Here is an 18,985-nt window from a genome sequence, read left to right as displayed (position 1 = left end):
TCGAAACGCGCGGCTCCCTTGGGGCCGCGCGTTTCGCCTTTTTTAGGTTGCGCCAAAAGAACAAGTGCACGCCGCCAATCTTGTATGGTACATGTAACCGCGCGGCGAATACCCCTGTTGATCGCGCCGCGGATGAGCCGGCATGCAAGGAGCGGAAATGGCCAAGACTTATGCAATCGTGGGCACGGGCGGACGGGCCAGGATGTTCTACGAGGCCATTCTGGGACCCCACAAGGACAATTCCCGCATGGTCGCACTCTGCGACACCAACCAGACGCGCATGGACTATACCAACCGCGTCTTCGTCGAAGAACTCGGCGGCGAAGCCGTGCCGACCTATAAGGCCGAAGATTTCGAGCGCATGATCGCCGAAACCAAGCCGCAATATGTGATTGTCACTTCGGTCGACCGCACCCACCACAAATACATCATCCGCGCCATGGAGCTCGGCTGCGACGTCATCACCGAAAAGCCGATGACAGTCGACAAGGAAAAGTGCCAGGAGATTCTGGACGCCGTCGAGCGCACCGGACGCAATGTCCGCGTGACCTTCAACTACCGCTATGCCCCGCACAACTCGGCCCTGCGCGAGCTGATCGCCGAAGGCGCCATCGGCACGCCGACCTCGATCCACTTCGAATGGCTGCTCGATACGCGCCACGGCGCCGATTATTTCCGCCGCTGGCACCGCGACAAGCGCAATTCCGGTGGCCTGATGGTCCACAAGTCGACCCACCACTTCGACCTCGTCAATTTCTGGCTCGGTAGCCAGCCCGACACAGTCTTTGCCATGGGCGATCTCAAGTTTTACGGCCGCGCCAATGCCGAAGAACGCGGCGTTTTCACGCCCTATACCCGCACGACCGGCGTCGAAGCGGCCAAGGACGACAAGTTTGCCATCGATCTGACCGCGACCCCGACGCAGAAGGCGCTCTATTGGGACGCGGAGAAGGAAGACGGCTACCAGCGCGACCAGAACGTCTTTGGCGACGGCATTTCCATCGAAGACACAATGAATGTCATGGTCCGTTATCGCAACAAGGCGGTGATGACCTATTCGCTCTATGCCTATGCGCCCTGGGAAGGCTTCAACGTCGCCATCAACGGCACCGGTGGACGGCTCGAGCTGATGGTTCGCGAGACATCCTATATCAATGCCGGCTCGACCTCGACGGCAGAGGGCGCGGCCAAGGGCGTCGACCTCTACCACTTCCCGCTCCATGGCGAATCTCGAGTGGTTCACGTACCGGCCGGCGAAGGCGGCCATGGCGGCGGCGACAAGATCATGCTCGAAGAGATCTTCGGCAACGCGACGCCGCGCCCTGGCTATGGCGCCAACCATCGCGATGGTGCGCTCTCGATCCTGACCGGTATTGCGGCCAACCAGTCCTTTGCCACCGGCTTGCCGGTCGATGTGCGGACGCTAGTCAAACTCTGACCAAAAAGCGGATCAAGGCTTGATCGACACGGCTGGGGGCCCGTTGGGAAGCGGGCCCCTTGCTTCCCTGCAGCGACGGCATGAGGAGGAGATCATGCGCAAGACATCAGAGCAATTGCGGTCCGCGCGCTGGTTTGCGCCTGACGACCTCCGGAGCTTTGGGCACCGCTCGCGCCTGATGCAGCTCGGCTATTCCGAGGCCGATTTCATGGGCAAGCCCGTGATCGGCATCCTCAACACTTGGTCCGAACTCAACGCCTGCCACAGCCACTTTCCCGAGCGTGTCGAAGCGGTGAAACGCGGCGTGCTCGCGGCAGGCGGGTTTCCGGTCGAGCTGCCGACGCTCTCGGTCGACGAGAGTTTTACCAAGCCGACATCGATGCTCTATCGCAATCTCCTTGCCATGGAGACCGAGGAAACCATCCGCTCGCACCCGCTCGACGGTGTGGTGCTGATGGGCGGTTGCGACAAGACCACGCCCGGCCTCGTCATGGGCGGGATCACCGCCAATGTGCCGATGATCTACCTGCCCGCTGGGCCGATGATGCGCGGCAATTATGCCGGCAAGACACTGGGCTCAGGCTCCGACGCCTGGAAATATTGGGACGAACGCCGCGCCGGCAATGTTTCGGACGAGGAATGGCAGGGTCTCCAAGGCGGTATCGCCCGCTCGGCGGGCGTCTGCATGACCATGGGCACGGCGTCGACCATGACTGCCATTGTCGATGCCATGGGCCTCACCCTGCCCGGCGCATCCTCGATTCCTGCCGTCGATTCGGCACACCAGCGCATGGCGGCCGATTGCGGACGGCGCATCGTCGACATGGTCTGGGAGGACCTCGCGCCAAACCGTATCGTCACCGAAGCCTCGATACGCAATGGCGCCATTGTCGCCATGGCCACCGGCTGCTCGACCAATGCCGTGGTCCACATCATTGCCATGGCGCGCCGCGCCGGGGTCGACCTCGATCTCGACGATCTCGACACGCTGGGGCGGACGACACCGCTTCTCGCCAATGTCCGCCCGTCGGGCACCGGCTATCTGATGGAAGACTTTTATATTGCCGGTGGGATCAGGGGGCTGATGGCGCAGATTGCCGATCGCCTCCACCTCTCTTGCATCACCGCCAATGGCAAGTCGCTGGGCGAGAACCTTGATGGCGCCAAGGTCTATAATGATGACGTTATCCGGCCGCTATCGAACCCGGTCTATCACGAGGGCTCGCTTGCCGTGCTGCGCGGCAATCTTTGCCCGGATGGCGCGGTGATCAAACCCGCGGCCTGTGACCCGAAATATTATCAACATCAAGGCCCCGCGCTAGTCTTTGATTCCTACGCCGAGATGAAGGCGGCGATCGACGACGAAGATCTCGATGTCACGCCCGACCACGTCCTGGTGCTGCGCAATGCCGGTCCGCTCGGTGGCCCCGGCATGCCCGAATGGGGCATGCTGCCCATCCCCAAAGCCCTGATCAAGCAGGGCTTTCGCGACATGCTGCGCATTTCCGACGCACGCATGAGCGGCACCTCTTACGGCGCCTGCGTGTTGCATGTGGCGCCGGAGTCTTACGTCGGCGGTCCCCTGGCGCTGCTGCAGACCGGGGACATCGTCAAACTCGATCTCGAAAATCGCCGGCTCGACATGCTGGTTGCCGAAGACGAAATCGCGCGCCGCCGCGCCGCCTGGACGCCGCCGGAGCCCCGCTTTCAACGCGGCTGGGGCTGGATGTATTCCAAACACGTCACGCAGGCCGACAAGGGCTGCGACTTCGATTTCCTCGAGCGCGGGTTTGGGCCTGCGGCTGGGGAGCCGGATATTTATTGAGGGAATGCGGGGTCCTCGTGGTGAACACGATGCCCTCACGTCCACCGATTGTCATCCCCGCGCAGGCGGGGATCCATCTCGAGATCTCAGGATAAGCCCCGGCTCAAGGCCGGGGTGACATCGAGCGTAGGGCGCCACTGGAGCACAAGGAAAAGCGAATGCCACTCACTCTCGACCAGGCCCTGACCGGCATTTCCGGCATTCTTGTCACCCCCTATGACGACAAGGGCGACGTGGCGCCGCAAAAACTGGTGCCGATTGTTGATCGCGCACTTTCCGCGGGGCTTCATATGCCGGTGGTCAATGGCAATACCGGGGAGTTTTACGCGCTGACGACCGACGAGGCCTCGATCATGGTGCGCGAGGTCGTCGCGCTGGTTGATGGCCGGGCGCCTGTGCTCGCCGGCATTGGCCGCGGCATTCGCGATGCCACGGCGCTGGCCAAGACCTCCGCCGAAGCGGGCGCCACCGCGCTGATGATCCACCAGCCGCCCGATCCCTTTGTCTCCCCGCGTGGCGTCGTCGACTATATCAAGGCCGTTGCCGATGCCTCGGGCGGCTTGCCGATGATGCTCTATCTGCGCAACGACGCGATCGGCACCAAGGCCATTGCCGATCTCTGCGCTGTGCCGGGGGTCAAGGGCGTCAAATGGGCGACGCCCAATCCGCTCAAGCTTGCCGAAGCCAAGGCCGCTTGCGACCCCGTGATCGTCTGGGTCGGTGGGCTCGCCGAAGTCTGGGCACCTAGTTTTTATGCTGTCGGGGCGCGCGGATTTACCTCTGGCCTCATCAATGTCTGGCCCGAACGGTCGCTCGCCATTCACGCCGCGCTCGAGGCCGGAAATTATGCGGAGGCCAATGAGCTCGTTGCTGGCATGCGCGCGTTCGAAGATATCCGAGCCGAAGAAATGAACGGCACCAATGTCACCGGCGTCAAGGCCGCACTCAAGGCGCTCGGCCGCGATTGCGGCCCGACGCGGCCGCCTTCCGCCTGGCCGCTCACACCGGCGCAGCAGGGAAAGCTCGACGCGTTTATCGCCGCGAACCAGCTTCGCTGATTTTGCGGTTTTCTTGGATAGGCTGGGAGGGCTAGATAGCAAAAAACTATCGAGCCTTCCGGAGCCGCCATGACTGAAACCGCCCGCTATCCCAGCCTTGCCGGCATGCCGGTCGTCATTTCCGGCGGCGCCTCGGGGATCGGCGAGTCGCTTGTCCGCCTTTTTGCGGCGCAGGGGGCGAAGGTGGGCTTTGTCGATATCGCCGATGAGGCGGGCAAGGCCTTGGCCGAGGAACTAACCGCGGCCGGCCAGACTGTTCTCTTCACCCTCTGCGACGTCACCGACACCGAAGCCTATCAGGCCGCCATCGCCGGCTTTGCCGCCGCCCATGGGGATACGCTGGCGCTGATCAACAATGCCGCGCATGACCAGCGCCACGACTGGAGCGAGGTGACCCCCGCCTATTGGGACGAGCGCATGGCGGTCAATCTCAAGCACGCTTTCTTCGCCATCCAGGCCGTGGCGCCCGGCATGATCAAGGCTGGTCGCGGGTCGATCATCAACACCGGCTCGATCAGCTGGATGATCATGACCCCAAAGATCCCGGTCTATGAAACGGCCAAGGCTGCGACCCATGGGCTGACACGCTCAATGGCGCGCGAACTGGGCAAGAGCGGCATTCGCGTCAATACGCTCGTGCCCGGCTGGGTGATGACGGAGCGCCAGATTACCCATTGGCTCGATGCGAAGGGGGAGGCCGAAATCGAAGCCAACCAGCCGCTTGCTGGACGCGTCATGCCGGAGGATGTCGCGCGCATGGCGCTGTTCCTCGCGGCGGACGACAGCAAGATGATCTCGGCGCAGCAGTTCGTGGTGGACGGCGGCTGGGCGAATGCCTGAGGGGGTTTTCTCCTTAGCATATGATCAAACGCATACCTGAGCAGACGACAGCCCACTCTTGATGTCACCCCGGCCTTGAGCCGGGGCCATCCTGAGATCTCAAGATGGATCCCCGCCTTCGCGGGGATGACAGCCGGTAGATGTGAACAGGCAAGCGTGCCGCAATGGCGGGCCCAAAAATCAATCCAAAAACACCGTGACGCTATCCCCCCTGCCCTCGGCGTCGACGACGGAGAGCGTCACATAGCCCGGACCATCCGGCGTCCAGCTATCTTGCCTTCCGAATTGCGACCGCCCAAACGGCGCACCATTGGCAAAGAAAGTGAAAGGCGGGACGCCGTTGCGGACTTTTACGGTGAGCGGCGCTTGCGATCCCGAGGCTAGGCCGAGATCGACGTCTACCCCATCGCCGGGAAAGGCGATTTCTGGCGAAGCGACGCGGGCGACGAGGTTTTCGTTGGGGTGCCGGAAGCGGCGAAGCGGGGTTGGCAGCTCCGCATTGGAGGCCGAGAGCACGCCCGGCGGGGCCTTGGGCAATGGCGCCTTGCGGCTGCCGAGGCGATCGAAGGCTTCGAACAGCACGGGTGCGGCGCCCAATATCCCAGAAAGCCCCGGCACGGGCGCGCCATCGGGGCGGCCGACCCAGACTCCAATGACGGTCTTGCCATCAAAGCCGATGGCCCAGGCATCGCGATAGCCATAGGACGTGCCGGTCTTGTAGGCGATGCGGCCGGGGGAACCGTTGAGGGGCGGCGGCACGTCGGCCAGAATATCGGCCACGTACCAGGCCGAGACCGGATCGAGCACGGGCGCGGCCACCTGTCGCTCCGGGCGCGGGCCGATGCCATCGTAGAGCGAGACCGGCACGCCGCCATGGCCGATGGCGGCGTAGACGGAGACGAGATCGCGCAGCGTAATGCCGACGCCGCCAAGGCCCACGGCAAGACTCGGGGCCGTATCGACCGGCAGGCGCGGATCGGCATGGGCGCGGCGGAGACGCGAAACGAGTCGCGCCGGGCCGACGGCATCGAGCACGACGACGGCGGGGATATTGAGCGATTCCGTCAGCGCGTCGTGGATGGTCACGGTGCCGCGGCTAAAACCGTCGAAATTGACCGGCACATAGCCGCCGAATGCGGTGGGGCGATCTTCGATCAGGCTTTGGGGATGGGCAAGGCCGAGCTCGAAGGCGAGGCCATAGATCATGGGTTTAAGGGTCGAGCCGGGCGAGCGGATGGCCTGCGTCATATCAACGAAGCCCGCGCTTTGCTGATCGAACAGGCCTGCCGAACCGACGGAAGCGAGGACCTCGCCGGTCTCGATATCGGCGGCGACAATGGCGACTGAGACGCGCGGATCGATCAGCCTTGCCCGCGCTGCTGCAAGACGCTCCAGCGCATCCTGCAATTGCCGATCGAGCGTCAGCGCCACGGTGCGGGCTTCGGGTTGGGCTTTTGTGGCCTGCTCGGCCATATGCGCCGCGAGCATGGGGAATGCGCGGCGGGCTTCGGGGATGGGTTCGCGCTTGGCAGCCTCGGCCTCTTCTGCGGCGATCGTACCGGTGGTCACGAGCCGATCGAGCACCTTGTTACGGCTCGCGAGTGCGGCAACCAGGTCGCGATCGGGACGCCGCGCTTCGGGGGATTGCGGCAAGGCGACGAGCAACGCTGCCTCGGCTGTCGTCAGCCGCGTCGGCTCCTTGCCGAAGTAAGCGAGGCTCGCGGCGCGGATGCCCTCGATATTGCCACCATAGGGCGCAAGGGTCAGGTAGAGATCGAGGATTTCGTCCTTACTCAAGTTCGCTTCGAGCTGCTGAGCGTGGACCATCTGGCGCAGCTTGCCATAGGCATTGCGGGTCGGCTGACCTTCAACGAGCCGCGCGACCTGCATGGTCAGCGTCGAACCACCAGAGACGATTTTTCCGCCGGCCAAGACGAACTGCCCGGCCGCGCGCGCCATGGAGGACCATTCCACGCCTTCGTGGCGCGCGAAATTGCGGTCCTCATAGGCGAGCAGCATGTCGATGAAGCGCTTGTCGACATCGGCCTTGGTCGCGGGCAGGCGCCAGCGGCCGTCGGCGGTGGTGAAGGGCCGAAGGAGGAGCCCATTGCGGTCGGTGACGGCAACCGAGACCGGCATGAGGGCGACATCGGGCACAGGCGGCAGATTGGCCGAGATCGTCGTGACCCAGGAGGTGAGCTGGATCACAGAGGCGAGTACCAGCACAAAGAGCGAAAAGCCAAGCAGGGTCAGCCGCGCCACCCAGGGGCGCGGCCGTTTGGCTTTGTTATCTCCGTCCGCCTCGATCATGGACCGCTGGCGGTGATCTCGATGGCGCCGGCGGCGGTATTGGCGCGGAACTCGGGCCGATACATATCTTCCACCGTCGCGCCCGGCAGCACGAAGCTGCCCGGGGTCACCGCCCGCACGAGATAGGCAGTGGTGAAGGTGCCGGGATCGGACGAGTAGCGGAAGGCGGCGACATATTGGTCGGTCCGCGATTCCACATGGCTCGGCGCATCAAGGCTCAGCCAATTGAAGTCCGACGCACCATCGCCGGCCGACAGGCTCGGGTTCTCGATTTCGAACCCGGCCGGGAGCGGATCGGCGACGATATACTGGCCAGAGCCGAGGTTATCCGGCCGCACGCGCAGCACGACGACGAGCCTGTCGTTCTGGCTGAGCGATCCGTCGGTCGGATCGACCTCGGTGCCATCGGGCAGGTAGTAGTCGCGGGTGATGGTGAAACCGTTCTCGCTCGCCTCGGGCGGGGTCGCGGGATATCCCGTGACAGTCACCTTGGCCTCGGTATCGGCTTCGCCATTATTGCCGATCTCGATCGGCGTGAAGCCAGTCTCTTCGAAGCGGCGATAGACCTGGCCCGTCAGCGCCTCGCCATTGAGGCTCACCGAGCCATCGGTGGTCGAAGCGCCAAGTGCTGCGGCGGCGAGCAGCGTCCAGCTATCTTCTTGGGTGGACGTATATGTGGTGCGGTCCCGCATCTTGGCGAGCTGGTTGGAGAGCGAGGTCAGGTCAACGCCCGAGGACTTGAACTCAGCCGCCAGCGCCAGGACGCCGGCCATGTCGCGCATGCGGCTGCCATAGTCGTCGCGATAGCGATTGGCGTTTTCGCGGGCGCTGAGGCTGTCAAGCGCGGCGGCAAAAGCCTCGCTCGCCCGGCTGGTATCGCCATAAAGGGCGAGTGCTGCACCGAGCTGTGCCTTGGCCAGCGGCGAACCGAAGGCGGAGAGGCGGGCTTCGAAATAGTAGCGAAGATCGCCCATCGCCACGCGTCCGGCGCGCGCCAGATCGTAGAGCGCATAGGCAATGGCTTCGCCGCCATTGTCGAAATCAGAGGCATAGGAGAGCTGGTTCGAGAGATTATCGAGCGCCATCCCGAGCGCCTGTTCGGGCACGGCATAGCCGGCCGCCTTGGCGCGGAGGAGGAAGTCGGTCACGAAACCATCGAGCCAGAAATCACCGCCATCGAATGGCCCCCAAAGTCCGAAGCCGCCGGCCGATGTCTGCTTGGCGAGAACGCTGGCAATGGCATCGGTGACGGTCTTGTTGAGCTTGTCGTCCTCGGCGACGCCGATCATGCGGGCGACATCGTTGAGGTAAAGGAGCGGCAAGGCACGGCTCGATGTCTGCTCGGCGCAGCCATAGGGGTAGCGATCGAGCGAGAGGAGGAGCCCCGGTACGTCGAGACGCGCGATGGGGCCGATGGCAAGGGTGACCGAGCCGGTATCGGCGAGGAAGCCCTCGAAGATATCGCGGCCGATTTCAGCGGTTTCGCCAGCCTTGAGCGGCAGGAGACGGCTGGTGGTCACCGGCGCAGAGGTCGGCCGGACGCCAAGGAGCAGGTCCTTGGTCTGGACCGTGCCATCGGGCGCGGTGATGGTGAGCGCCACCGGCCAATCGCCGATTTGCATGCCATTGAGGCTCAAATCGAGCGAGGTGCGTGCTTCCTTGTCGAGGGTGACATCCTGCTCTTCGGACGAGACCGAAATCCCCTCCCCGCTTGAAAGCGCGAGCTTATAGGTGCCGGCTTCGCCGCTGACATTGTTGACCTCGACGAGAAGCCGCGCCTCATCGCCGACGCGGAGGAACCGCGGCGGGCTGAGGGTGACGACGACCGGATCGCGCACCAGCACATCGGCTGAGGCATGACCCACGGCGCTCGCCGTCCAGGCCATGGCCATGACCCGCACCGTGCCGGTGAAATCGGGCATGTCGAAGCTGACTTCGGCCGTACCGTCTTCGCCTACGGTGACAATGCCCGAATGGAGCGCCACGAGAACCGAAGTCGGCGGCGGCGTGCCCAAGCGCGAACCGCCACCATCGCCGCCCGAGCGCATCGCGCCGGCCAGACCCTGCGTCGGATCGATCAGCGAACCGTAGAGATCGCGGATATCCATGCCGAGTTGGCGCTGGCCGAAATAGTAGTCATCGGGCGCCGGCACTTTGAAATTGGTGAGGTTGAGAATGCCGAGATCGACGGCCGCCACGGCGACATAGGCCGTTTCGCCCGGTTGTACATTGGCGATTTTGACCTTGGTGGTGAAGGCTTCGCGCGGCAGGGTTTCGGTCGGCGTTTCAAGGCTGACATCGAGCTTGCGGTCGCCGGGCTCCACATCGGCGAAAGCGAGGCCAAGCGCGCGCGAGGGCATGCGCTTTTCGGCAGCGTCGGACGGGCGATAGAGGATCGCGGTCACATAGGCGCCGGGGCCCCATTCCTCGGTGACCGGCAGGCCGACAGTCGTGCCGCCTTCTGGCACATCAACGGCTTCCATGGCGATGACGCGATTGTCGATCACCATGACAAGCGCCTTGCCGGCAAATTGCGGATCGAGTTTCAGATTTGCCGTGTCGCCGACCTTATAGGCGTCCTTATCGAGGGCCACCTGCAGCGTGTCGGGCGTGTCCGAGCCGGCATCGGCGTAATAATAGCCGGCATAGAATTCGTAGCTCGACGAGGTGCCATCGCCCTCGACTTCAAGGCGATAGAGCCCCCAATCGACATTGGCGCCGACAGTCGCGGAGCCGCCATCGGTGGTTTCGGCGGTGCCATTGGCGATATCGCGGGCGGTGGTGATCCCTTCCCACTTCCAGGTGCTGCCATCGCGATACCATTGGTAATTGGTCTCGACCTTGGACAGCGTCCAGTTGAGATCGCTGGCCGCGACCTTCTCGCCTTCGGAAGAAACGGCGATCAGCTCAAACTGCGCCTGGCTGCCTTCCTGCAAACCAGAGGCATCATCGAAGACAGGCTTGATGCCAATGCGCACGCCATCGGCTTCGACAGCGCGGGTGATGCTGCGCTCGACCGTGCGGCCGCTGGTATCGACAAGGCGAAGAAGAATCTGGGCTTCGAGCGGCCGCGTCGTCACCTGCGCTTCGGGCAAGGTTACCTCGGCAACGGCATTGCCTGCATCATCGGTGACGCCGACGATGCCGAGCGGCTCGCGGGTAGTTTCGATGGTGTCGTCGAGCCGGCCGAAGGTGAAGCCGGGGAAATCCGGCAGGGTCGTGCGCGGGCTTAGGATCGCATCGGCTTCGATGGAAAGCCCAGGCGCTGTCGCACCATAGAGATACTTGGCCGCGATATCGATCGCATTGACTTCGCCGGCCTTGAACGGCCCATCGCCTTCCGGCTTGATTTCAAAGGCCAGACGCTCGGGTTCAAAGTCTTCGACAAGGAAGGTGGTTGTCGAGAGCGCATCGGCGTTCGGATCGGAATAAAGGCGCAGCGTCCACGAGCCGCGCATGGCCTCATCGGGCATGGGCAGAGCGGTGAAATAGCCGCCGGCGCCTTCGTCATTGAGCACCTGCGTGTCGGCCAAGACGCCATCGGGCCGCTCGATCTGCAGCGTCAACGGCAGTTTTGTAACCGCCTCGGCCTTGGCATCGCGCAGGAGTGCCGTGAGATAGACCGTCTCGCCGGGGCGATAGACGCCGCGCTCCGTGGTCATGAACGCATCGAGCGGGCCGGGCGACGGACGCCCTTCGACGCCGCGATCGGTCAAGTCGAAGGCGGGCTTCGAGAGATCGAGGAAGGCATAGTCGCCATCGGCGGTTTCCGCCACCAGCAATTGCGGCGCGCGGCCACCAGTGCCACGGGCGAGGCCCGGCGCAAAGACGGCGCGGCCATCGGCATCGGTTTTGGCTTCGCCAAGGATTTCATTGTTGACCGCAACGAGCCGGACAGTGGCATCGGCCACCGGCTCAGCAATATCGAGGCTGCGCACGAAGGCGTGGACGCCATCATCGCCGGCAATGGTGGTGAGGCCGAGATCGGTGACGATGAACCACTGCGTGGCCAGCTCGGTCCAGTATTCCTCATCGGTATCGCCCTTGATGCGGGCGGTGATGACATAGGCGCCAGCTTCCATCTGGCCGAGCGTGTCCGCCACTGGAATAGCAGTGGTGACGAGCGCGTTGGGTTCGCCCTGGGCGAGATCGACCTCGCCCTTCCAGACTTCCTCGCCGGTTCGGTCGGCGATTTCCTCGGCATTGTATTGGGCAAGATTGCCCTGGAAAATGCCATCGCGCACGGCAGTAGCGATCGAGCGGTCGCCGATCCGGTAGATCATGACTTCGGCGGTTTCGGCATTGACCGAGGTGATCGGCAGGCCGCCGCCAAGCCCGGCGGGCATGACATAGGCATTGTTGGCAAAGCCGACAAAGGGCGCGCGATCGGGCACATAGACGTTGAGATCGACGTCTTTGGCCAGTTCTTCGCCATCGGCGGATTTGAGGCCGGCGCGGACCTTGATGTCATAGCGGCTGCCATGCTGCACGCCTTCGACGCAGATCTGGCTGGTCTCGGTTTCGACCGACACCTGCGGCGCATTGGCCACCGAAACGAAGGCAGACAAGTCGGTGCTGCCGAGGGGATCGGAAAAGACCATGCAGATGCGCGGCGAGGCGGCTTCAGCGTCGACCACGTGATCGGTGATGCGGAAACCATGCTGGGCAACAACATCGTCGAGATGCGCTTCGATATCGGCATCAGGCACGAGCTTGACGGCCAAGCGGTAGGTCGCGATCGCTTCGCGCCACATCTCGCGATATTCAAGGCTATTGGCGAGTGCACGAAGGGCGGAAGCGCGGGTTTCGACTTCCGTGGCGCGCAGGAACGCGTTCATCGCCGCGTTGGAGCCGACATAAGAAAGATCGTAGCTATCGTCGCCCTCGCTCTGCCCGGCGACAGCATCGGCACGGCGGAGCGCGGCTTCGGCCAGCGCCTGCCAGACAGCGCCGTCATTGGGATTGATGGCGAGCGCCTGACGATAGGCGACCATGGCGGCGGGATAGTTTTCTTCGGTTGCGGCTTCATCGCCCGACGTGACGAGATCGCCATAGACAGCCTTCGGCGCAGGAGCGTCGGTGTCGGGAAGGCTAGTCGCGAAAGACTTGGCAGAGTCGATAATGTCCTGAGCGGGGAACGGCAATTCGGCTTGGCGTACCGCTTCGGTCACGGCGGGCGATGGTGAATGGCTCACGCGGCCGGAGGTGGCGCCAGTAAATTCGGCTTCGTCACCAAGGCCGCCCTTGAGGAAGCACCACTTGCTCTGCGCATTGAAGGTGAAGGCACGGCAGATATTGTCGTCGGTGCATGCCGCCTGACAGGTGGGCAGATCGGTATCTCTAATGATCTGATAATCGAAGCCCGGGAGATCGGTGTTCTCGATCAGCGTGACCTTGCTTTCGGCCGAGGCCGGCAAGGATGTTGCCAAAGCCAGCGCCAGAGCACCGAACACGAAACGAACCAGATGACGGCCAGAGATCATGCTGCCCTCCCACAAGCTGCACCGCCGAGATAAGGACCTCAACGGTAACAAGATTGCAAGAGGGCGCTGGCGGACCTCGGCCAATGATTGTGCTGGACTTTGCCGCACTGTCACAATTGCCTAAGTCTCGGAGCCCAATCATGATCGCCGGATTTGAGCGGCGCGGTGGCCTTACCCGGTGGCGCCGCCTTCGGTTTCGAAGCCACGGTGCTTGAGAAGGCCCCCGACATCGGGATCGCGGCCGCGGAAGAGGCGATAGGCCTCGGCATAATCGCGCGAACCGCCGGCCGAATAGACATAGCGGTAGAGCCGTTCGGCCGTCGCCGTATCGAAGGGATCGCTGACCTCCTCGAATGCGTCGAATCCGTCGGCATCGAGCACTTCGGACCAGAGATAGCTGTAATAGCCGGCCGCATAGCCATCACCGGAGAACAGGTGAAGGAAGTGGGTGCTGGCGTGGCGGAGGGCGATTTCGGCCGGCATACCGATATCGGCGAGAGTCTCGGCTTCGAGCGCTACAATGTCGGGATTGTCGCCGAGCGGCTTGGAGTGGAGATCCATGTCGAGCAGCGCCGAGGAAACGAATTCGACGGTTTCAAAGCCTGAATTGGCCTTGCCCGCCGCCTTCAGCTTTTCGAGCAAGTCCGGTGGGATAGTCTCACCCGTACGATAGTGGACGAGCCGTTCAAGGACGGGTTTGGATTCCAGCCAGTGCTCGTAAATTTGCGAAGGCAGTTCGACGAAATCGCGCGCGACGCTGGTGCCGGAAATGCGTGGGAAGGTGACATCGGAAAGAAGGCCATGGAGCCCGTGGCCGAATTCGTGGAACACGGTGCGGGCTTCATCCAGCGAAAGCAGAGCTGGTTGGCCGGCGGGCGGCTTCATGAAATTGCAGGTGTTGACGATGAGCGGCAGCACGTCGCCATCGAGCTTGGACTGCTTGCGGAACGACGTCATCCACGCGCCGCTGCGCTTGCCGGGGCGGGCAAAGAAATCGCCATAGAAGAGGCCAATGCTGCGCCCTGCCCGCTGGACTTCCCAGACGCGGACATCGTCATGATAGCCTTCGATATCGGGACGCAGCACGAAGCTGACGCCGAAGAGGCGCTCGGCCGTATAGAATGCGGCTTCGATGACTTTATCGAGTTCGAGATAGGGTTTGATGGCGGTTTCGTCGAAATCGTAGCGGGCAAGGCGCAGCTTTTCGGCGTAGTAGCGCCAGTCCCAAGCGGCGAGCTTGAAATCTCCGCCTTCGCTGTCAATCAAGTGCTGTAGCGCGTCCTTGTCCGCCAGCGCCCGTTCGCGTCCCGGCGCCCAAACGCGCTCCAGGAGATCACGCGCGGCCTTCGGCGTTTTTGCCATGCTGTCGGCGAGCTTGAATTCGGCATAGGTCGAATAGCCGAGAAGTTTAGCGAGCTCGGTGCGGAGGCCGAGGATTTCGGCGATGACGGCGTGGGTATCATTGGCATTGCCATTGGCGCCGCGCTTGACGAAGGCGCGCCAGACTTTTTCGCGCACCGATCGATCGCGCGCGAAATGCAGCACGGGCTCGACGCTCGACCGCGATGTCGTCACCGCATAGGGGGCGTTGAGTTTCCGGTCGCGCGCGGTTTCGGCAGCGGCGGCAAGGGCGGATTCGGGCAGCCCCTCTGCCTCGGCTTCGCTGAGCGCGAAGACCGTATCCTGCTCATCGGCCAGCACTTTTTGACCGAAGGTGGTGCCAAGGACGGCAAGGCGCTCGACGATATCGGCAAAGCGCTGGCGTTCGTCGGCCGAAAGCTGCGCGCCCGCGCGGACGAAATCGAGATGATAGCGCTCAAGGACGCGAAGGGCTTCGGGCGAGAGTCCCAGAGCATCGCGCTGCGTATAAAGTGCATCGACGCGGGCGAAGAGCTTTGGATTGAGGAAAATCGCGTTCCAGTGCCGGGCGAGGAGCGGCGCAACATCGCGCTCGACGGCCTGCAGAGCATCGTCGGCCTTGGCCGAAGTCAGTTGGGAAAAGACGAGATCGAGCCGATCGAGATTTTTGCCGCTCAGTTCGAGCGCGACAACCGTGTTTTCGAAGCTCGGCGCCTCGGCATTGTCGGCGATCGCAGCGATTTCGGCGGCATGTTCGGCGATGGCTGCATCATAGGCCGGGGCGAAATGCTCGGTCTTGATCGCGGAAAAGGGCGGCGCCTCAAAGGGCGTGGTCCAGGCTTCTAAAAAGGGATTGGTCATCGGCAAACTCCTTGGCTCAACAATGGGCTGGCAGATGCCCAGGAACAAGGGTTGGCTGATGAAAAAGGCGGCTCAAACCCGCAGCATGTGATTGTCGAAGTGAAAATCGAAACTTTGGGTTGGACGCTCGGCCCCGGCAATACCGATCATGTCGCCCATGCCGCTGGTGGCGATGAAGCCCGCGCCATCGGCCGCGAGGCCGCAGCCGCTGCGGAGCGTTTCAACGACCGCGGGCTGCCTGCCCTCGGCATCGATCGCGACGAGCAGGTCGCCTTCGGGTGATGAAACACCGATCTTGCTGCCATCGGCGGAGACGGCAACGGAGCCCACATAATTGCGCAGGGAGAGGATGGTGTCGGCGGGCAGTTCGATGAGGCGAATGTCGCCATCCATAGTGGCGTAGCCAACGAGCTGGGGCGCATACGAAGGACTGCCCTTATATTGGCAGCCGAACCAGACGCGGCTACGAGCATCGATGGCCATGTGGCGGATGGAGAGTTGGTGGAGACCGGCATCGAGGCGCAACTGGCCGACTAGCCGGCCGTCGCGCCGGTCGATGAAGACGACGGATGGGTCCATGGTCTCGATATTGAGTTCGGCGCGGCCGAAATCGGGGTGGGTTTCAATGCCGCCATTGGCGACGACGAATGTGACGCCATCGGGCATCAGCAGCATTTCGTGGGGGCCGGTGCCATAGGTGGGGAATTCGCCAATGCGGCGATAGCCATTGGTCGCGTCATAGATGCCGACAACGCCTTGGGCGGCCTCATAATCGCTTTCGGTCGCGTAGAGCAGTTTGCCATCGGGCGAGAAGACGCCATGGCCGAAGAAGTGGCGGCCGTCGATGCTGGTCAGCGTTTGAGGTGCGGCTTGACCATCGGGATCAAAGACCACCGCGAACGTTCCGGGTTGGCGGGCGAAGATGACGCCCCTGCCCGCCTCGCGACTGATGGTGATGTCGTGGCCGCGATCCGGAAGATCCAGAGTAGAAATGATGTCGCCGCGCTCCCCCATCAGCACCGCGCCATAAGCGCCAGAGGCAGTCTGGATGGCGCTGGCAAAGACCAGATTATTGCGCTCGAGCGCGAGAGCCTGGCGCGGCAGGAGGCTTGCGGCAAAGCCGGCGCCGGCCGCTTTGAGAAAGGCGCGGCGCTGCCACATGATCAGTCTCCGTCGAGCGAGGAAAAGCCGACGCTGAGGCCGAGGGTGGACGAGAGTTCCTCGCCGATCAACCTTTGCAGGTCCTGCGTTGCGACGACGAGATCGCCGAGCGCCGCGATTTGTGCGGGGTCGGCGAGCGCTGCGTCGATCGGATCGGTCACCCGATCAAGGGCGGCATTGGCACGATCAAAGGCGTCGGTGACTTTGGCAGCGAGCGCACCATCCGAAACCATGCCCGAAAGTTCGACGAGTTGGCGCAAGCCGCTGACATTGGCGCGGAGCATGGGGATCGTCTGCTCTGAACGCCAGAACAGGGCGAGACGCGGATTGGGCTTGGCATCGTCCTTGGGCAAGAAGGGATTGATACGGGTATCGCGGACATTTTCGATCCCGTGCGCGACGACGCCGATCAGCGCCTCAAGCGCCTCCGTCGTATCGCGATAGTCGGTATTTGCCGGATCTGGCTGGGTAAGGCGCTTGGCGATGCCGTTCGGGTCACTCCAGCCGTCGGCAAGGGCAGCGGCAATCTGGGCAATGTTTTGCGCGATAGCCTTGCCATAACCACAACGCGCTTGGCCGGCGGCTAAGGCCAGGGCTTCCTGTCCGGTGCCGAAAAGGACGAATTCGAGAGCGCCGAAACCCTGAACGGCAACACTTTTGCCTGTCAGCTCTTCGAGCGACGGCGTTTCGGATGCGGCGAGCACGGCCTGCACCTGCTTTAGACCGATACTGCGCCGATCGGGCCAGAATAGCAGCCGATCGGCGCGATTGTCCTCCATCAGCGGGCCAAGGCGCAAAAACTCGACGCGACCATAGGCCGTGGCAGCGCCGCTAAAGGCGGTCTTTGCCTCGGCAAGCGTTTCGGCAGACGGAGTGGTGCAGAGCGTCATCACTGCCGACGTGAGCGTCTCGGCCTCGCGGGCAAAAGACTTTATCTGGGGACGGATGAAATTGCTGACGCTCGAGCGCAGCACTTCGGAAGGGGTCGTCGTCTGCGCGGCGACCGGAGCCGAAAGCGCAAGGGCGAGGACCGCGCCGAAAAAAATCCGCATCACATCGACTCCAGGAAGGTCACGAGATCGGCGCGCTCGTCCGCACTCATTGCCGCGAAGGCATCGCGCGAAGCCTGGGCTTCGCCGCCGTGCCAAAGAATGGCCTCGGTAAGGTTTCTCGCGCGGCCATCGTGGAGAAAGAAGGTGTGCCCCGAAACCGTCTGCGTCAAGCCAATGCCCCAGAGCGGCGGCGTGCGCCATTCATAGCCATCGGCCTGACCCTCGGGGCGATGATCGGCAAGGCCTTCGCCCATGTCGTGGAGGAGAAAATCGGAATATGGCCAGATCAACTGGAAGCGATGCGCCGGATTCTCGGCGGCCTTGCTGGTGACGAATTTGGGGATGTGGCAGCTCGCGCACCCGGCGCCATAAAACCCTTTCTTGCCGGCGAGGACCTTGGGATCGTCCACATCGCGCCGCTCAGGCACACCGAGCGTCTGGGCGTAGAAAGTGACGAGATCAAGCACCGGATCGGGCGCTTCGCTGACGCCGAGACGCGGCTGTTCTCCGGTCGGCATCGCAAGGCACTCGGTTTGGAATTCGGTGCAGTCGCCATGGGGCAGATTAACGAGTGGGGTCGATATCCCGACGTCGCCCGCAAAGGCGGCGGCGGATTGACTGCGGATGGTCGCCATCCCGGCTTTCCAGCCGAAACGGCCGAGGGCAACGGTTTTTGTTTCAGGCGCAACGGTCCAGTTCGGTCGGCCGGAAATGCCATCGCCGTCGCGATCTTCGGGATCGGCATGGGCGAGGATGTCTTCGGCCGGAATCTGCTCGACGAGGCCAAGGCCGATCATGGGATTGGCGATGCGCGGCGAGAGGCGGACGTCAGCGGCGAGCGGCCCATAGGCAAGATCGGCAGCGGAATAGGTTGGCTGGCGAAGCGTGACGACGGTGCCATCGCCAAGGGTAACCGGCAGGTCCTTGTAGTCGATGACCATGCGGCCTTCGGCCTTGAGGCCCGGAACGGCAAAGTCCTGAAGCTGAGTTCCGTAGACAGGGTCGCCGAATTCACCGGCGATGACACCATCCATGGCAAGGCGCGTATCTGGCTCTTTCGGCGGCACCGAAAGGCGCAGAAACATTGAGACGTTTTCGGCCTGGCCGGGGAATGGCGGATGGCCGCGACCATCCTTGATGTGGCAGCTCTGGCAGCCGCGAGCGTTGAAGAGAGGGCCAAGGCCATCCGAGGCCTGCGTGGAGCTCGGCGAACTCACCCAGATCTTGCGAAAGAGCGCATTGCCGAGCTTGAACTGTTCTTCCTGCTCGAACGTGAGATTGGCCTGAAAATGGCTGAACGAGTCTGCGTTGACGGAAAAGCGGGTCGTTGCCTTGCCGGCAGGATTGGTTTCGAACTTTTCGGGCTTGGAGAAATCGGTCGCAGGTGCCGTAACGGCCGCCACACGGGCGAGGTCGTCACCGGAAATATCCGTGCGCTGCGTCAGGTCATTGGCAAAGACGAGACCAGTGCCAAGGAGGGCAACGAGCGCGAATGTCAGGCGGATGTGCATGGAAAAGACCGAACTGAAACCTTCACACCGGTTGCCACCCCGGCTTCAAGCCGGGGCCTATCTTGAGATCTCAGGATGGATCCCGGC

10 protein-coding genes are annotated in these 18,985 nt (G+C 63.1%); 4 read left to right on the top strand and 6 right to left on the bottom strand.

The genetic code is table 11. The features are described from left to right. The first annotated feature begins 157 nt into the window (after positions 1 to 157). The 4 genes from DevBK_RS18585 (at position 158) to DevBK_RS18570 (ending at position 5,161) form a co-directional block, all read left to right on the top strand. Entirely contained in the window at positions 158 to 1,438 is a 1,281-nt protein-coding gene (locus DevBK_RS18585) for a Gfo/Idh/MocA family oxidoreductase (RefSeq protein ID WP_061911897.1), read from the top strand. Between the two features lie 94 nt (positions 1,439 to 1,532). Next, positions 1,533 to 3,263, top strand: coding sequence for an L-arabinonate dehydratase (gene araD, locus DevBK_RS18580; protein WP_317186520.1), 1,731 nt, complete (start codon positions 1,533 to 1,535; stop codon positions 3,261 to 3,263). Positions 3,264 to 3,421: 158 nt separating this feature from the next. Then, positions 3,422 to 4,321: a dihydrodipicolinate synthase family protein gene (locus tag DevBK_RS18575; RefSeq protein WP_061911895.1), complete on the top strand. Its 900-nt coding sequence runs from the start codon at positions 3,422 to 3,424 to the stop codon at positions 4,319 to 4,321. Between the two features lie 69 nt (positions 4,322 to 4,390). Beyond that, positions 4,391 to 5,161, top strand: coding sequence for an SDR family oxidoreductase (locus tag DevBK_RS18570; RefSeq protein WP_317186519.1), 771 nt, complete (start codon positions 4,391 to 4,393; stop codon positions 5,159 to 5,161). A 180-nt stretch (positions 5,162 to 5,341) separates the two neighbouring features. Here the strand turns inward: DevBK_RS18570 and pbpC are convergent, their stop codons facing one another. The 6 genes from pbpC to DevBK_RS18540 all read right to left on the bottom strand — a co-directional run bounded on the left by pbpC (position 5,342) and on the right by DevBK_RS18540 (position 18,898). After that, on the bottom strand, positions 5,342 to 7,471 hold the full coding sequence (gene pbpC / locus DevBK_RS18565; protein ID WP_317186518.1) for a penicillin-binding protein 1C: 2,130 nt from the start codon (positions 7,469 to 7,471) through the stop codon (positions 5,342 to 5,344). Continuing rightward, positions 7,468 to 12,954 carry an alpha-2-macroglobulin family protein gene (locus DevBK_RS18560; RefSeq protein ID WP_317186517.1) on the bottom strand — a complete coding sequence of 1,829 codons (5,487 nt, stop codon included), beginning with the start codon at positions 12,952 to 12,954 and terminating at the stop codon, positions 7,468 to 7,470. Before DevBK_RS18560 ends, pbpC begins: the two co-directional genes overlap by 4 nt. A 171-nt stretch (positions 12,955 to 13,125) precedes the next feature. Then, the gene (locus DevBK_RS18555) at positions 13,126 to 15,174 is read right to left on the bottom strand and encodes a M3 family metallopeptidase (RefSeq protein WP_062629667.1); all 2,049 of its coding nucleotides are present in this window, start codon (positions 15,172 to 15,174) and stop codon (positions 13,126 to 13,128) included. A 72-nt stretch (positions 15,175 to 15,246) separates the two neighbouring features. Next, positions 15,247 to 16,335: a DUF1513 domain-containing protein gene (locus DevBK_RS18550; protein WP_317186516.1), complete on the bottom strand. Its 1,089-nt coding sequence runs from the start codon at positions 16,333 to 16,335 to the stop codon at positions 15,247 to 15,249. Positions 16,336 to 16,337: 2 nt separating this feature from the next. Further along, on the bottom strand, positions 16,338 to 17,387 hold the full coding sequence (locus DevBK_RS18545) for an imelysin family protein (protein ID WP_317186515.1): 1,050 nt from the start codon (positions 17,385 to 17,387) through the stop codon (positions 16,338 to 16,340). Further along, positions 17,387 to 18,898: a di-heme oxidoredictase family protein gene (locus tag DevBK_RS18540; RefSeq protein ID WP_317186514.1), complete on the bottom strand. Its 1,512-nt coding sequence runs from the start codon at positions 18,896 to 18,898 to the stop codon at positions 17,387 to 17,389. The genes DevBK_RS18545 and DevBK_RS18540 overlap by 1 nt, the downstream gene beginning before the upstream one ends. Positions 18,899 to 18,985: the final 87 nt, after the last annotated feature.

The organism is Devosia sp. BK (assembly GCF_032907385.1).
Taxonomy (GTDB): domain Bacteria; phylum Pseudomonadota; class Alphaproteobacteria; order Rhizobiales; family Devosiaceae; genus Devosia.
Note: the sequence above shows the minus strand (reverse complement) of the source record. Positions and strands in the feature narration are given on the sequence as shown.

Coding starts and splice junctions, on each gene's coding strand:
- DevBK_RS18585 (WP_061911897.1), top strand. CDS start 158: ATGGCCAAGACTTATGCAATCGTGGGCACGGGCGGACGGGCCAGGATG.
- araD (WP_317186520.1), top strand. CDS start 1,533: ATGCGCAAGACATCAGAGCAATTGCGGTCCGCGCGCTGGTTTGCGCCT.
- DevBK_RS18575 (WP_061911895.1), top strand. CDS start 3,422: ATGCCACTCACTCTCGACCAGGCCCTGACCGGCATTTCCGGCATTCTT.
- DevBK_RS18570 (WP_317186519.1), top strand. CDS start 4,391: ATGACTGAAACCGCCCGCTATCCCAGCCTTGCCGGCATGCCGGTCGTC.
- pbpC (WP_317186518.1), bottom strand. CDS start 7,471: ATGATCGAGGCGGACGGAGATAACAAAGCCAAACGGCCGCGCCCCTGG.
- DevBK_RS18560 (WP_317186517.1), bottom strand. CDS start 12,954: ATGATCTCTGGCCGTCATCTGGTTCGTTTCGTGTTCGGTGCTCTGGCG.
- DevBK_RS18555 (WP_062629667.1), bottom strand. CDS start 15,174: ATGACCAATCCCTTTTTAGAAGCCTGGACCACGCCCTTTGAGGCGCCG.
- DevBK_RS18550 (WP_317186516.1), bottom strand. CDS start 16,335: ATGTGGCAGCGCCGCGCCTTTCTCAAAGCGGCCGGCGCCGGCTTTGCC.
- DevBK_RS18545 (WP_317186515.1), bottom strand. CDS start 17,387: ATGCGGATTTTTTTCGGCGCGGTCCTCGCCCTTGCGCTTTCGGCTCCG.
- DevBK_RS18540 (WP_317186514.1), bottom strand. CDS start 18,898: ATGCACATCCGCCTGACATTCGCGCTCGTTGCCCTCCTTGGCACTGGT.